Source organism: Brevundimonas sp. UBA5936, from assembly GCA_002430835.1.
Taxonomy (GTDB): domain Bacteria; phylum Pseudomonadota; class Alphaproteobacteria; order Caulobacterales; family Caulobacteraceae; genus Brevundimonas.
Genome location: DJDA01000115.1, coordinates 65,488 through 80,628 on the forward strand (window position 1 = coordinate 65,488; position 15,141 = coordinate 80,628).

The window sequence follows — 15,141 nt, forward strand, 5'->3', positions numbered from 1 at the left end:
GTTCGCCCGTAAAGGCGCGCGGGGAGGAGGTCTGATCGGGATACGCAGGCGACACGGTCGCCCCTTGCATCGCCGTTGCGGCAGGGCGCCGCAGCTTTGGGCAGGGCGCGGCGACGGGCAAGTCGCAACGCCAGTGCGTTTTATCGCGCCAGGGCCTGGTTCAGCTTCTGTCGGGCGCGGGCGATACGGGTCTCGACCGCCTTGGGCGTGACGCCCAGAACTTCGGCGATCTCGGCATGGGAGCGGCCTTCCAGCGAGGCCAGCAGAAGCGGCGCCTTCAGATTGTCGGGCAAGGCGGCCAGGGCGCGATTCATCTCGTCCATGCGGCGGCGGTCGTCCAACTGGGCCTCGGCTTCAGGCGCATCTTCGCCCACGGCCATGGCTTCGGGCGTGTCCAGCCCCATGACGCCGCGCACGATGCGGCGCACGGTGCGCTTGCGGCCCCAGTCGCGGCATTTGTTGATGGCGATCGAGCGCAACCACGTCTCGAAGGAGCGCGTCGGATCATAGCGCTGGATCGCCAGCCAGGCCGAGACATAGGTTTCCTGCAGCAGGTCGTGGGCCTCATCCGTGTCGCCGACGTAACGACGCACGAAGCGATAGAGGTCGCCGCTGGTCGCCGCCATCAGGGCGGTGAAGGCAGTGCGGTCGCCGCGCGCGGCGCGCGCCTCGTCTGTGTCGCCCCCGGCCGTCACCTCGGCCTTACCGAGGCTCTTGCGTAAGGGCGCCGGCGATTTCCTTGTCGAAGACGCGGGCCTGTTCCGGCGTCAGAACCGCGCGCATTTCGAACACATGGGCGATGGTGGCCTTCTGCAAGGCGCCCATGGCGTCATGGAAATGATCGACGGCGGCGCGAACCTCGGGGCTGTCGCCCTGGCTGGCGGCGATGGCGTTGGCCAGTTCGCGGTTGGCGGCGCGCACGTCGGCCTCCAGCGTTTCACGCCGCACGGTGAAATGCTCTTCGATACCGTCCAGGCGAGCGTCCTGATCTGCGGTCAGGTCCAGCTTCTGATGCACGATGTCGTGCACGCTGGGCGTCTCGTGCTGCTTCATCATCCAGCCTGCGGCCAGCCAGGCGGCGCCCCCGCTGGCCAGGGCGGCCAGCGCCACGGTCAGGGCGATGGACTTCCAGTTGGCGTTCATCCGCCGACCTCGAAGCGGGTCATCGGCGACAGGCCTGCGGAGACGCTGAAGACCTGAATGTCGGAGTGGTTGGGCTTGAAGGCCTGCCCCAACATGCCGCCGTTCGTCACGCCGACCAGAAGGGCGACAGCCATGACCGCCAGACGCACCTGACCAGAACGGCGTTGCTCCTGCCGCTCTTCGATCCGCCGCCAGACCTGGTTCTCCAGTCCCGCCAACCGCAAGGTTTCATCTGCTGGAAACGGCGTCGCCAGGATGCGGTCGATGTCTTTTGTCATTCTGCACCTTTCGCGGGCCCTGTCTGTCATACGCGAGGCGACGCGCCTTCCCTTGGAAAGACGTCTGACCGCGTACGCATCCAGGGCGTATGGTTCCAATCGTTGTAATCTCTACGCCATGTCGGGGCCGTGACGAAAGCGCTTCGCGTCACAGCCCCGACTGACGTCAGAGCGAGGCGGGCGGCGGCTGAACGCCCATGACCGCCACGACGGCCAGGATCATCAGCGCCAGGCCGAACTCGACCACCAGACTCTTCTTCAGATGCGGCATGGCCTGACCCGCATCATGGGCCATCAACGGCGCCAGGCGGAAGCGGTTGGCCGCCGCCAGGCAGACCATCAACCCGAACAGCGCCAGCTTGATCGTCAGCAGGACGCCATAGGGGCTGGCTCCCAGGCTCAGCGCCTTCGACAGACCGACCAGATAGGCGCTGTTGATCAGGCCTGTTGCGACCAAGGCTCCGACGGCCGCCGTACCGACCCCGGCGAAGCCGGTCAGACTGCGCGCCACCCCGGCGTCCCATGCGGGATCGCCCGATGGCCGCCGAACGATAAGGACGGCGAAGGCGGCGAGGGCGCCGACCCAGACGGAGGCCGCCACGGCGTGCACGATGTCCGAGGCCAGGTGGATCATATGTCCCGACCCTTGCGTCGCCGCGCCGTGGCCGGTCCAGGCGAAGCTGGCCGAGACAACCACGCCCAGCAGCGTCAGCAGGCTCCACATCAGGTTCCCTGACCGCAGCAACAAGGCGGCGCCCAGAGCCAGGGCGGCCGCCAGAATCCGCACGACCAGCGCCTTGCCCAGCCCCATGCCTGTGACCATGAAGGTCAGGGCTTCGGGCTTGAAGGCCTCGCTCAGCGAGCCCGCCATCATGGCGGTCTGAGCCAGCAGGGCGGCGGGCGCGGCCAGCATCAGGATCGCCGCCGCCCAGGCCGTCGCCGGACGCGGCCAGCGCAAGTCCAACGGTCCGACAGCGCGTGCGCTGTACAGCATGAACGCAGGCATGCCGAGCAGCACCGCTCCGGCGACGTATTGTACGCCGCGCAGGAGGATGATCCAGACCTCGACCATATCAGCGGACGGTGAAGTCGTAGCTGCCGGTCATGCGGTGGCCGTCGGTGGAGGCGATGCGCCAGTTGACGACATAGGCCCCAGCGGCCAGCGGGCGCGCCAAGGTTCCAGTGATGGTCTTGCCGTCCTGGCTGACCTGGGTGCGAACCGTCGCCTTGGCGCCGGCGGCGTTGACCACGTCGAAGCTCGAGAAGGCCGGAGCCACGCGGTCGCTGAAGGTCAGGGTCACGACGCGCGGCGACGCCACGGTCGACTTGGCCGCCGGCGTGGAACTGACCAGTCGGGCGTGCGCCGACGCCGGCGCGGCCGACAACAGGACGGCGGCAGAGACGGCGATGAAGGGAAGGGGATTCAAGTTGGACATGATCGTCTCCAGATGGAGGCCCTTGAGGCCCTGAAGACAACTACGGACGAAACGGACGACGCCCTCAGGCGTCACATTGCTGGGCGCCGAATCTGAAACAGCCCAACGATGTGGATCGCCAGCGCCAGGGCCCGACACGGCAGCCTCCTTCCCGTATTTCGCGAAATCGAGCATCGCTTCACAACCATGTTAGTTGCGAATATCGTTGATACATGAATTTCTCACCTCTTCATTGTTTGGAGGGAACGGTATGAAAAATTTCAATATCCGCCGCAAAATCGCGATCGGTGCTGCTCTGGCAGCCGTTGTCGGCGCGGGCAGCTTCGCTGGCGCAAGTCAGGCTCGCTCTGATTTCTATTATCAGTACTATTTCTATAGTGATTCAAATCACACCCAAATGATTGGAAGCTTTCGGCAATACTGCCTGAACAACACCACGATCATGACCCCGCCGGTAACGGGCGAAATGTCGGACTTCTATACGATGGAAGCGATCGGGCGATGCCCCGGCCTAGGCGACTGGTAATCACTATCCGTCATTACGGATGAAGGCTCCCGACCAATGTCGGGAGCTTTTTTCTTGCTTGCAGCAGGGGCTGGATCAGGGGCGCCAGCGCCGCCAGCGCTGACGCACGTCTCATCCCAAACGAACACCTTGTCGAAGATAGGCGCGTCAGAGCCATGCAGGCGCGCAACGCTGTAACATTTCGGCCACCGTACCGGAAATAAGGTCCGAAATTTTCAAAGAGTCCATTTTTGACTGAAATGCGTCTTTTTCGGACCCTCGGTGTGTCGTTATGGTCAGGTTCGCGTCGACGCACCGTCGTCGTGTGTTTTTCCATCCATGCGCCGTGGGGGTTGCTTCGGCATTACGGGGCGCTTTTTTAGAAGGGGACTCTCTTGAAGAAGAGATTCATGCGCGAGCACTTGCTCGCAACGACTATCATTGGGGGCGCAGCACTAGGCTTCATGGCCGCGACGCCCGCCATGGCGCAATCGACGGGCGAGGAAGTCTCCGAAGTCAGCGCCATCGTCGTCACCGGCTCGCGTATCCGTCAGCCTGGCTATGAGGCGGCTAGCCCGATTTCGTCGGTAGGCGCTGAGGAAATCGCTCTTGAGCAGCCTGTCGCCGTTGAAGAGCTGGTCAAGGATCTGCCGGCCGCCGTGCCGGCCGTCGGTTCGGCCACCAACAACGGCTCGGGCGGCGGCGCGACCATCAACCTGCGCGGCCTGGGCACCAACCGCACCCTGGTCCTGATCAATGGCCGTCGCGTCGTACCGTTCAACCTGCAGGGCGTTGTAGACACCAACACCATTCCGGTGGCCCTGGTCGAGCGTATTGACGTCGTCTCGGGCGGCGCCTCCGCCGTGTACGGCGCTGACGCCGTCGCCGGTGTCGTGAACTTCATCCTGAAGGACAATTTCGAGGGCGTTGAGTTCGCCTCTTCCTATGGCCTTTCGGAAGAGAACGACGCCGTTCGCCGCAAGATCGACCTGACCGTTGGCGGCAACTTCGCCGATGACCGCGGCAACGCCGTCGTCAGCTTCGGCTACACCAAGACCGACCCGCTGTATCAGGACCAGCGTCCTTGGGGCCTAGTGGCTCGTTCGTCCAATACCGGCGCGCCGCTGGGTTCGGGCACCTCGGTTCCCGGCCGCTTCGGCGTGACGCCGGTTGCGGGCGGCACGCCGCTGCCAGCCGGGGCTGAAATCAATCCGGCGACAGGAGCTCTCATCGGCCCGAGCGATCCGGCCTACAATGCGGCCGGCTACAACTATAACCCGTTCAACCTCTATCAAACGCCGCTCAGCCGCTATCAGATCAATGCCCTGGGATCCTACAAGATCAGCCCGGCGGCCGAAGTCTACAGCCACCTGACCTACGTCAAGAGCGACGTGTCGCTGGATAACGCCCCGACCGGTACGTTTGGCAACACCTACAGCGTGCCGATCGGCAACCCGTTCATTCCGGAGCCGATGCGTCAGCAACTCTGCGCGGCGCGCGGCATCCCCGCGGCGAGCTGTGTCGCCGGTGCTGGCGGTTCGACCATTGTTCCACTGACGATCAACCGTCGCTTCACCGAGATGGGCAGCCGTCCGGTGGACTACGAAAATAAGACGCTGCAGCTCTTGGCGGGCATCCGCGGCGACATCGGCTCCAACTGGAATTATGATGTCTACGCATCGCACGGGGAGACCGAGCAATTGGTTACCCGTCGCGATTGGGGCTCGCTGTCCAAGCTGCGCAACGCTCTGAACACCGTTTCATCCACGGCATGTATCGTGCCGGGCTCCGCTACGCCCGTCGCCGGCTGCGTGCCGATCAACGTATTTGGCGCTGAAGGCTCGATCACCCAGGCGATGATCGACTACATCAACCTGGCTTCGATCAATAAGACGACGATTGAACAGGACGTGGTGTCGGGCTCGATCTCAGGCATTCTGCCCGATCAATTGAGCAGCCCGTGGGCTGAACGTCCGATCGCGACGGCCTTTGGTCTGGAGTGGCGTCGTTCTAGCGCCGCTACGCGCGCTGACGCGCCCTCGCAGATCAACGGTGAAGTTCTGGGCACCGGCGCCCCCGTGCCGGACCGCCAGGGCGAGTTCGAAATGCGCGAAGCCTTCGCCGAGTTGTCGATCCCGCTGGTCGAGAACATGCCGTTCGTCCACAGCCTGAACCTTGAAGCGGGTTACCGCTACACCGAGTTCGAAGCCTCGGGCAAAAAGACCGACTTTGGCAGCTACAAGATCGGCGGTGACTGGTCCCCCATCGAGGATCTGCGTATCCGCGCCATGTTCCAACGCGCCACCCGCGCCCCGAACATCGGCGAACTGTTCAACCCGCAAGTCACTGGCTTGAGCAATCTGGCGGTTGACCCTTGCCAAGGCGCCAGCATCAACGCCGGGCAAGCTACTGCGGCTGGTACGCTCAGCAACCTCTGCCGCCTGACCGGCGTGCCGACGGCCGCTATCGGTTTCGTCGCAGCGCCGAACTCGGGGCAAGTCAACGTCCTGACCGGCGGCAACCCGGATCTAGGACCGGAAGAGGCCGATACCTGGACCATCGGCGCCGTCTGGCAGCCGGCCTTCGTGCCGAGCCTGCGCTTGAGTGTCGACTACTACGACATCAAGATCGACAAGACGGTCAGCAGCAACAGCGTCAACGACGTCATCCAGGGCTGCTACAGCACCGCCTTGAACCCCAGCTTGACGTTCAACGAGTTCTGTCAGCTCATCGGCCGCAACACGGCCAATGGTTCGATCAACGGCGTGGAGGCGCGCGGCGTCGCCCTGCTGCTCTCGAACCTGGGCAATGAGCGCGTGTCAGGCTTTGATCTGTCTGCCAACTATCGCGTTGAGCTGTCGGATTACGGCTTCGGCGACGTCGGGCGTGTTGACCTGAGCGTCAACGGCAACATCGTCACCAAGAACGAAGGTCAGGCGACGCCAGCCTCCATTCTACGTGATTGCGTCGGCTACTACTCGACTTCGTGCGGCGAGCCGCGCCTGAAGCAACGTTGGACCAGCCGCGCTACCTGGTCGTTGGGCGACTACGCTGCCTCGCTGCAGTGGCGTCACCTGGCAGGCGTCGATGTCGAACCGGGCAGCGGCAACTGGTATGCTCCCTACGCTTCAATCGGAGCTTATAACTACTTCGATCTGACGGCGCGCTGGGACATCACTGACAACGTGCGTTTCACCGCTACGGTCAACAATCTGCTGGATGAGGCGCCGCCGGAAGTCGGCTCCAACATCGGCACCACGGCCTCGAACAACGGGAACACCTTCCCGCAAACGTACGACGCCATTGGCCGTTACTATACCTTTGGCCTGCGCCTGAAGTTCTAACTCAACACCAGGGCTAACTTTTTTGGCGGAAGACATAAGTCTTCCGCCATTTTTTTAATCTCATCACGGATAGATCCACTCACGTGAAGCTTTTAAGCTGACAATACAGCGACAACTTCCGTCGACGGAAATGGTCTCTGGGATCAATGCCGCCACCGTCTGTGCGGCGGGGGCGGCCTGAGACGATCAATTGTGTTTTCGTCTCCTTAGCGTTGGCGTCATTCTTGGCCGCCACGATAGTTCAGTTGCGGAGGACCGTCGCCGACCAACGGGCGATAGACGAAGTCCGCACCACGACGTTGATGGAGCTCGGCGGTCGCTGCAATGATGGTTTCAGGGCTGACGAACAGTTCAGCAGCCGTCAGAGCCATGGTCTTAGCCGCGACGACCGCGCCCTTGACCCCGATGCTGGAGCCTGCGGCCGCGGTGTTCTGCCAGCTATGCCCCGCCGAACCCGGCACGAACGTAGCAGTCGCCAGACCGACGGTGGGGACGACCCAGCTGACGTCCGACACGTCCGTCGACCCGCCCGCTCCATCGAAACTCAGTTTGGCGGGTTGGATTTCACCAACGCTCGACAGCGGTGGGCGACTGGCCAGAGACTGCTGGAGTTCGGTTGCGAAAGCTGTTTCCTCCGGCGTCCAGGAAATGGCGCCGACGCGATGCAGGTTGCGATCCATGACTGCCATCAGCGCGCCGTTCGGCATCATGCTGTAGACGCCGCCGATCTGCTGGAACTCGTAGCGGGTTTCGGTCCCCAGGGCGGCGCCTTCCGCAGCCTTTTTCAGTCGTTCCATGACCGACAGAACGACTTGAGGATCGCCGTGGCGGACGTAGTAGTAGGACTCCGCATAGTTGGGCACCACATTGGGCGCTTCGCCGCCGTTGGTGATGACATAGTGGATGCGCGTTCCGTCAGGAATGTGCTCGCGCATCATATTGGTCATGGCGTTCATGGCCTCGACGGCGTCCAGAGCCGATCGCCCACGATCCGGCGCGCCGGAGGCGTGGGATGACGTCCCGTAAAACCGAAACTTGCCGCTGACGTTGGCTTTGGTCGTCCCCTGGCTGGCGCTGTTGACCGTCGCCGGGTGCCAATGAAGTGCGACATCCACGTCTCGGAACAGGCCGTCGCGGACCATGAAGGCCTTGGCCGAGCCGCCTTCTTCGGCGGGCGTACCATAGACGCGCAGCTCGCCCTTGATGTTGTTGTCAACCATCCACTGGCGGACGGCGATGGCGGCATAGCTGGAGGCGGCGCCGAACAGGTTATGGCCGCAACCGTGGCCGGCGGCCGCATGCAGAGACTGTTCGACGGGCGATACCGCCTGAGACAAGCCGGGCAGGGCGTCGAACTCAGCCAGGAGGGCGATCACCGGACCGTCGCCGTTCTTGAAACTGGCGAGGAAAGCGGTCGGCTGGCCAGCTATCCCTTCAGTCACCGTGAAGCCGGCGGCGGTCAGATCCTGTTGCAGGCGAGCTGAACTCTGGGTCTCCTGATAACCGACCTCGGCGAAACTCCAGATAGCCAGGGCGGTTGCTCCCAACTGCTCACGTTCGCGTTCGACGGCGCTGATGATGGCGGCCTGCTGTGTCTCGGGCAGTTCAGCCGCCCACCCTGTGCCCGCAAAACACGAGAGGGCGGCGGCGATGGTCGTAAGGCTGGTAAATTTCATGTTCTGAACTCCGCTTTTCGTACACATGGCTAAAGGGCGACAGACCAGGGGGCGAACCGGCCAGACGATCGTTCCGGATCATCAGCTTCCAACTTTTCGATAGCGAAACCGGAGCTTTCGGCCTGGACCAGAAGCAGCAATGGAATGCGCACCTGGGTTCATCAAAGCGGGAAACGGAGAAGGACGGGTCTGAACGCCTTCCTTCCCCGCAGCCCAAGCCGTCTAGAAGCTCTTAGTTACGGCGATTGAATAATAACGGCCGAGCGTATCGTAGTTCTGGCCATCATAGCTGCCGGCGAAATTGCCGACCTGAGGCGGCTCTTCGTTGAACAGATTGGAGACGCCCACTCGCACGCTAAGATCATTTGGCAGGGTGAAGCGTCCGTTCAGATCGAAGACATCATAGGAATCGACGCCCCGGGTCGTGCTGGCCGCGTTGCGCACCTGTTCAGCGCTGATCATCGCGGCGGTATGACGCCACCGCAGGCTGATGTTCATCCAGTCCCTGGTGTAGGATAGGGTCGTATTGGCCTTCCAGTCGGGGTGGGCCAAGCCGGCTCCATCTTCGACGGCGGTGCCGCGGCTGCCAGCGTAGTTGTAGGACGGGCCGCCCGGCAGGTTCTGGATCTCGAACGTGTCGACATAGCTGACCACGGTGCCCAGAGACAGGCTGCCAGCCGAGGCGGGTAGGCCGATGTCGGACAGGTCAAACGACCAGTCGATCTGCAAGTCCACGCCGCTGACCTTGAAGGCCCCCAGGTTCAGCGCGGGCTGACCCGGCTCGAACAGGAAGCCCGTGGTCGGGTTACGTGTCCCCATGACCTGGCAATAGTAGTTGTTTGCGTCGTAGGTGGGGTTCCCGCCATTGAGATTGAAGCAATTCTCGATGGTCTGGATGATCGGCAGGTTGCCGACTGCGCCGGTGACTTCGATCGAATACCAGTCAATTGAGGTCGAGATCCGGTTAAGCAGCGGCGTGGTGAACGGCGACTGTATGACAGCCCCGATCGAATAGGTATCGGTGGTTTCTTCCTGCAGATCGGGGTTGCCGCCGGTCAGAGCGAACACCTGGTTGGAGCCGAACTGATAGGTCGGAAGCACGCCTGCCGGCACGCCCATGGCCAGACACAAGGCCTCGACCTTGGCGGCGTTGGCTCCGCTCTGACCGAAGCCGCCGCGATAGCCGGAGCGAACATCGCAAGGGTCGCCGCCGAACGGGGTCGCCGCACTGGGGCTGCCGATGCCCGTGCTGCCCGACGATTCTGGAGCGTAGAGCTCACCCACGCTGGGCGCGCGCACCGAGCGGTTGTAGCCGCCACGTAGACGCAGGGCGTCGATGATGCTCCAGTCCACATCGACCTTGTAGGCGCTAACGCCGCCGACGCTGCTGTAATCCGAATAGCGATAGCCGAGGTTCATATTGACCTCGCGAGCCATCGGCGCATCCTTCAGCAGGGGAACCAGAGCTTCGAAGTATATCTCGCTGACGCTGGTGTTTCCGCCGGAAGGCCGCAACACGCTGTACCCTAGGATATCACTGCCGACGCCCGGAATATTGTACAGTTCGTCGGAGTTGTATTGGAAGGCGTTGTAGCGATAACCAAGACCGGTCGCCACGCGCACTTCACCAGCAGGAAGGTTGAACAGGCCGCCCTGGAAGTTCACTTCGGCGACACGCTGCTTCATGTCATTGGTGTTGGAAGTCCGGCGGCTGATAAAGTCCATACAGCTGTCGGAGATCGGATGGTTGCCGAAGAAGTTAGCGCCGCCGGCGCAAAGCACGGGATAGGCGACCATGCCCACCGGAGCCCCCGACACGGGGTCATACTCCAGCCGCGAACCGCCGGCGCCGCCGAACGGATCGTACAGCAGTTTCACGACAGCAGATTTGCTGAGTGCGCCATGCTGGATGTTATTGGTCTTGGTCTGACCCACGCTGGCGAAGACATCCCACGTCCAGTCGCGGTACGGCACGACGCCGTTGGCGCCCAGAACGATTTGGTAGACGTCGTAGGTATTGGTCTGCAGTCGGTCGCCGGCGGCGGTGAATGCCTTCTGGAAGGTGAAGTCCGCGTTGGGATCGCGGCGCGACGCCAGAATCAGCCGGGCATCAGGAGACAGGAAGGGGTTGGTGACCGGAGCACTGAGCGCATAGGCCGCGCCCGACGCCAGAGTCGGGTTGAAATAGGTTAGCGCGTCATAGGTCGTGAAGGTCGCCTGAGCGAAGACCGAGGTGTTGTCGGTGACATCATAGTCAAGCTTGGAAAAGACTGTGATGCGTTCGTTGGTGTTTACGACCTGGCTGTTCGGCCAGCCGAAATTGAGCTGTTTACGGCTGCCTGCGATGTACTGGGTGTCCGTCTCCGGATCTCGGAAATTCTCGACGAAATAGTTGCCGACCGGCGTCACATGGCTGAACAGGGTGCCGTCTAGGTTGAAGCCCAACTGTCCCGTGTAGGTGGCGGAGCCGGTGATGGGATTGGCGCCATAGATATTGCGGAACAGATTGTTGACCACGGCGGCGCTGGGCGCGTTTCCGGGGAACAGCATCGCGCCGGAATCGAGCGTCGCCGTACCGTTCTGAAGCGTGCGCGTGATGTTGAACGGTCGATCGCTCTGGAACGCGGGTTCGCGCATGGAATAGTCGACTGACATCATGGCGCGGCCGCGGCCCTCGGCGAATCGTTGGCCGGCTGTGACGGTCGCGCGGAACTGTTCGCCATCATTGTATTCGCTGACGCCGTACTGGCTGCTGATGGTCAGGCCTTCGATGTTGCGCAGGCGGAAGTTGACCACGCCCGCCGTGGCGTCTGAGCCATAGGCGGTGGAGGCGCCGCCGGTGATGACTTCGACGTTGCCGATCAGGGCTTCAGGAAGGGTGTTCAGATCGATCGAGCCATCAGGAGATGAAGGCTGCATCCGACGACCGTCCAGCAGGATCAGCGTGCGCTTGGGGCCCAGGCCTCTCAGGCTTGCGTTGGCCTGGCCGGCGTTCAGGGTCGTGGTGCTGCTGCCGGTGCTGGCCTGGCCGAAGGCGCCTGTGAATTGGGGCAACTGCGTCAGGGCGCGCTCGACCGAAACTTGACCCGTGTCTTCGATATCCTCAGTCGAGACCGACACGATCGGACTATTGGCCACGTAGTCTGGGCGCGCGACGCGGGAGCCGGTCACGATGATATCGCTCACCTGCGTGGCGGGGTCGGACGGATCCTCCTGAGCGTGTGCTGCGCCGGCCATCAGGGCCGCGTAGGCGCATGCGCTGGTTAGCAATATTCTTGAGGATCCGGCTTTGATCCGCGTGCGTCCTTGAGTGTTCATTAGTATTCCCCTGATTGGAGCTGACTCGTTTCAAAAAATCAGCGACCGAAACGTTGCGTGGGCCGGAAAACACGCACGTGAGCCGCGCTAAGCTTACTGAACAAAAGTCACGCCTGAGAGGCAGGCAACGGAAGCCTGAGCGTCATAGACGCAGGCTTCCGTCGTCGGCTTCAGGGTTTAGTCGGCGGTGGAGGCCGGACCATAGAGAAGGCCATTGAAGAACAGCCGGAAGGTGCCGGCAGGCTGGGCGCGCTGCAGAACTTCGACGCCGTAGACGAAGAGCTTGCCCTTGCCGATGTCGACTTCGACCACGGCCGAGGTGTCCTTCAGCAACTCCTGATGGTGCGCCCAGCCGCTGCGCAACGGCGTATCGGTGTCGAACCAGGCCACGGACTTCGCGCCTTCGCCGACGATGCGATAGGTTTGGCCATTGGAGAAGAAGACGTCAGCCTGGGCCGGCATGCCGAAGGCCAGCGGGTCGGTATTGTCCACCTTGGCGCTCAGGATTGAACCCGGCAAGAAGAACTCAGTCGTGGCCAGGGGCCGCTGTGTTCCATTCTCTTCCTTGACCAGAGCTGGAGCGATGGGCGCGCCCAGCAGGTGCGCCAGGCGATTGGCGCCGCCGATCGTGATGACCGAGCCGCCGTTGCGAGCGAACTCGGCGATCTGGGGGACGGTGGCGTCGGCGGTCACTTCGCCCAGCCAGTCGCGATAGGCCTCGGGGATGTCCTCGGCTTCCGGCAGCGGCCGGTTGCGTTGGTTACGATAGGCCGCGTGATTGAGCACGGGCGTGGAGCCGTCGGTGAAGACGAGGACGTCAAATCGTTCGTTCAGGTTTCCTGCAGTGAGAGTCTGCGGATAGACCACCTCGAACGGGAACTCGTATTCCTCGAGAAGCCAACGGGTCCAGCCAGAGCTCATAACGCCGCCATATCGGTCGACCAGGCCTACGCGGACCGGCTTCAGGGCTATGGCGCCGCCCGCCGGTTTGCGATCCACAGCATAGGCGTTGAAGCCCAGTTCACCGACCGCCGCCCGCACGGCTGCTGTGCTTTCGGGCGAAGCCGGCACCCATAAGGCGCCCGGCTGCAATTGGGCTCCGCTGACCCTGGCTCCGTTCTCCAGCCATTCGACGCTGGCCCCCGCCTTCAACAGACGGTTGGTCAAGATGAAGCTGTTGTTGACCTCATGGGGGATGACAAAACCCGCGCGCCCCGAACCGATGACCGCCCCCGGCGGCGTGGTCAGTTGATCGTCCGCCCGCCTGAAGGGACCGTCAAAGCCATCCAGCACGCGATCGAACGTCACACCCATCTGATAAGCCAGAGTGTATCCGGCGACATCATAAGGCAGCTTGGGCGGGCCGCCGGGGTATTCGGTGTTGTGCGGATGGTCCTGCGGCTCGAACATGTCCAGCACGTGGGGCCGGAACGCTTGAGCGGTTTTCACTACATAGGTGCCCTGCGGATAGCGCTTTCCGTTAACGGTGAACGGGGCGCTGGCGACCTCAACGTCGACACCGCTCTTCATCAGAGCGTTGAGGAAGGCCACCGTGGTGGGCAGGTCGCGTTGTTCCGCAGGATTGATGATGAAGCCGCGCGGGTCGCGGTTCTCGGCCGTCTTCAGCACCGTATCGAACAGGCCTGCGTCGATGGCTCCGCGGTCGGTGGACGTGGCCGCCGCCTTCAGGGCGTCGATCTTCTGCGGCGTAACGGTCCAACTGTCCTCGCTGCCGCGTTCGATGCTGTTGGCGCCCATTTGATAGATGCCCATCAGCAGACGTTCGCGATTGCGCGAGGCGTAGTCGATGACGGCCCGGTTCATCGACCACTGGTAGTCGATGCTGTCCTGGAGATGCCACATCCGGGGGCTGATCGGCATGGGCTCGTCATTGCGGGCCAATTGGGTCTCGGGGATCAGCGGAATAGCTTCCGGCGTCGGCCCGCCGATGATCTCGGTCAAGATGCCGACCATGTTGTGGAAGTAGGGAGCCGACCGATACATGCCGTTGTGCCAGGTCGAGTAGGGGGCGACGCTGTCCATCCCTGATCCGGCCTTGCCTTCAGAGATCAGGCGGCTGTGCATGACAGTGCCGACCTCGGTGGTCGTGGTCATGACCAGCGGGTCGAAGTTGTAGTTGAATGGGTCGCGAAAGGGCGGAATGAACACCACCATCCCGCGCGGGCCGGTCTGGTGCTGATTGAAGACGATCTGGGGGAACCACTCGCGATAGTGGACCCGGTTGATGTTCGCCGTCTCGGGCATCAGCGACATATAGGAGTCGCGGTTGTTATCGTGGCCGACGTACTTCTGATAGAGGCGCGGAATCGAGTCGAACTCTCGCTTCTCGGGGTCTGGGTTGCGCATGTACCAGTCAGCGACAAGCTGCAGGCCATCGGGATTGGCGTGACCGAACAGAATGATGACGTCGTCGAGCGTACGCCGCGTCTCAGCGTCGTTCTGTGTCAGCAACCGGTGGATAATCTGAATCTGGCCCTGGGTGGTGACGGTCTCGGTGGCGTGCAAGCCGGCATCGATCCAGACGATCGCCTTGCCTTCACGAGCCAGGTCGGCGGCCTGTTCTGCTGTCAGCCCCTCGGCCCGCGCCAAACGGCGAGAAATGTCGCGGTAGCGATCTAGGTTGGCCAGGTTTTCAGGCGAGGACACGATCGCCATCCACTGGGTGCGGCCTTCGGCAGAGGTTCCGAAGCTCTGCAGCTTCATCCGGTCCGATTCGCCGGCCACGCGCTGTAGGTAGCGCTCATATTGATCGTAGTCGGCCAGAAAGTAGTCCGTGCCGGGAGGCTGGGGGAAGAAACGCTCGGGCGCTGTTACAACCGCCGAAGCCGGCGTGGCTGTAGCTGCGACCTGAGCCAAGGCAGTTGAAGCGGGCCACGCAGCGGTAAGCGCAGTGCTGGACAAAAGCGCCGCGCAAAGCCGGCTGGCGAAGGTCGTGCGGAACATCGATTTCCCCCAATACGATCGCTCGAAACACCCAGAGCGTCACGACAGGGTTGGACAAAAATCCGCCTTGTGAAAGACATAATTGCTTTGGAAACGAAAATTTATTGCTAAAACAAGGAAAAAATAGGGGTAATGAGGTGAAAAAAGCGCGAGAAAAGTTATATTTCGACTTAGTTTCTCCATAACTATGGCCGTCAGAGGCGAATGATCTACATCTGGGGGCTTGATTATCGCTTTCACGAAACACCGGCCGAACAAGCGCCGCGCGCACGGGCGCCGCGGAATCTGTGAGCCCGGATCAATGGAGCGGCGAACTGTCGATCCGCGCTGGCGCTTCACAATGAGAGCCATCCCAGGCAATTGCTTGGAGAGGAACTTCGTCGATCCGATCAAGAGCAACTTCAGTCGCATTCAGCGCGGGCGCGTGAACGCCAAGCATGGCGCCTCTTCGTGTCTTGAAATGGGGTTGGTATTTGC

Annotated in this window: 10 protein-coding genes; 2 read left to right on the top strand and 8 right to left on the bottom strand. The window is 62.3% G+C overall.

Annotated elements, in window-relative coordinates; translation table 11 throughout:
* Positions 1-140: 140 nt before the first annotated feature.
* From B2Y21_RS11740 to copC, 5 genes are all read right to left on the bottom strand, one after another.
* Positions 141-695 (bottom strand): RNA polymerase sigma factor, encoded by a 555-nt coding sequence (locus B2Y21_RS11740; RefSeq protein WP_292059970.1) that lies wholly within the window; start codon positions 693-695, stop codon positions 141-143.
* 7 nt (positions 696-702) lie between these two features.
* A complete protein-coding gene (locus tag B2Y21_RS11745) occupies positions 703-1,143 on the bottom strand; it encodes a Spy/CpxP family protein refolding chaperone (protein WP_125900867.1) in 441 nt (146 codons plus the stop codon).
* Positions 1,140-1,421 carry a hypothetical protein gene (locus tag B2Y21_RS11750; RefSeq protein ID WP_087140736.1) on the bottom strand — a complete coding sequence of 94 codons (282 nt, stop codon included), beginning with the start codon at positions 1,419-1,421 and terminating at the stop codon, positions 1,140-1,142. The genes B2Y21_RS11745 and B2Y21_RS11750 overlap by 4 nt, the downstream gene beginning before the upstream one ends.
* A 166-nt stretch (positions 1,422-1,587) precedes the next feature.
* Complete coding sequence (gene copD, locus B2Y21_RS11755) at positions 1,588-2,493, bottom strand: copper homeostasis membrane protein CopD (protein ID WP_292059974.1); 906 nt, start codon at positions 2,491-2,493, stop codon at positions 1,588-1,590.
* Between the two features lies 1 nt (position 2,494).
* On the bottom strand, positions 2,495-2,857 hold the full coding sequence (copC, locus tag B2Y21_RS11760) for a copper homeostasis periplasmic binding protein CopC (RefSeq protein ID WP_292059975.1): 363 nt from the start codon (positions 2,855-2,857) through the stop codon (positions 2,495-2,497).
* A 250-nt stretch (positions 2,858-3,107) separates the two neighbouring features.
* Between copC and B2Y21_RS11765 the strand changes: the two genes are divergently transcribed.
* Both B2Y21_RS11765 and B2Y21_RS11770 read left to right on the top strand, forming a co-directional pair.
* The gene (locus B2Y21_RS11765) at positions 3,108-3,383 is read left to right on the top strand and encodes a hypothetical protein (protein WP_292059977.1); all 276 of its coding nucleotides are present in this window, start codon (positions 3,108-3,110) and stop codon (positions 3,381-3,383) included.
* 389 nt (positions 3,384-3,772) lie between these two features.
* The gene (locus B2Y21_RS11770) at positions 3,773-6,706 is read left to right on the top strand and encodes a TonB-dependent receptor plug domain-containing protein (RefSeq protein ID WP_292059979.1); all 2,934 of its coding nucleotides are present in this window, start codon (positions 3,773-3,775) and stop codon (positions 6,704-6,706) included.
* Positions 6,707-6,924: 218 nt separating this feature from the next.
* On the opposite strand, the gene B2Y21_RS11775 is transcribed toward B2Y21_RS11770, so the two are convergent.
* The 3 genes from B2Y21_RS11775 to B2Y21_RS11785 form a co-directional block, all read right to left on the bottom strand.
* Positions 6,925-8,382, bottom strand: coding sequence for an amidohydrolase (locus tag B2Y21_RS11775; protein ID WP_292059980.1), 1,458 nt, complete (start codon positions 8,380-8,382; stop codon positions 6,925-6,927).
* Between the two features lie 222 nt (positions 8,383-8,604).
* A complete protein-coding gene (locus tag B2Y21_RS11780; RefSeq protein ID WP_292059982.1) occupies positions 8,605-11,700 on the bottom strand; it encodes a TonB-dependent receptor domain-containing protein in 3,096 nt (1,031 codons plus the stop codon).
* 177 nt (positions 11,701-11,877) lie between these two features.
* On the bottom strand, positions 11,878-14,577 hold the full coding sequence (locus B2Y21_RS11785; protein ID WP_312204776.1) for a M14 family metallopeptidase: 2,700 nt from the start codon (positions 14,575-14,577) through the stop codon (positions 11,878-11,880).
* Between the last annotated feature and the right edge of the window lie 564 nt (positions 14,578-15,141).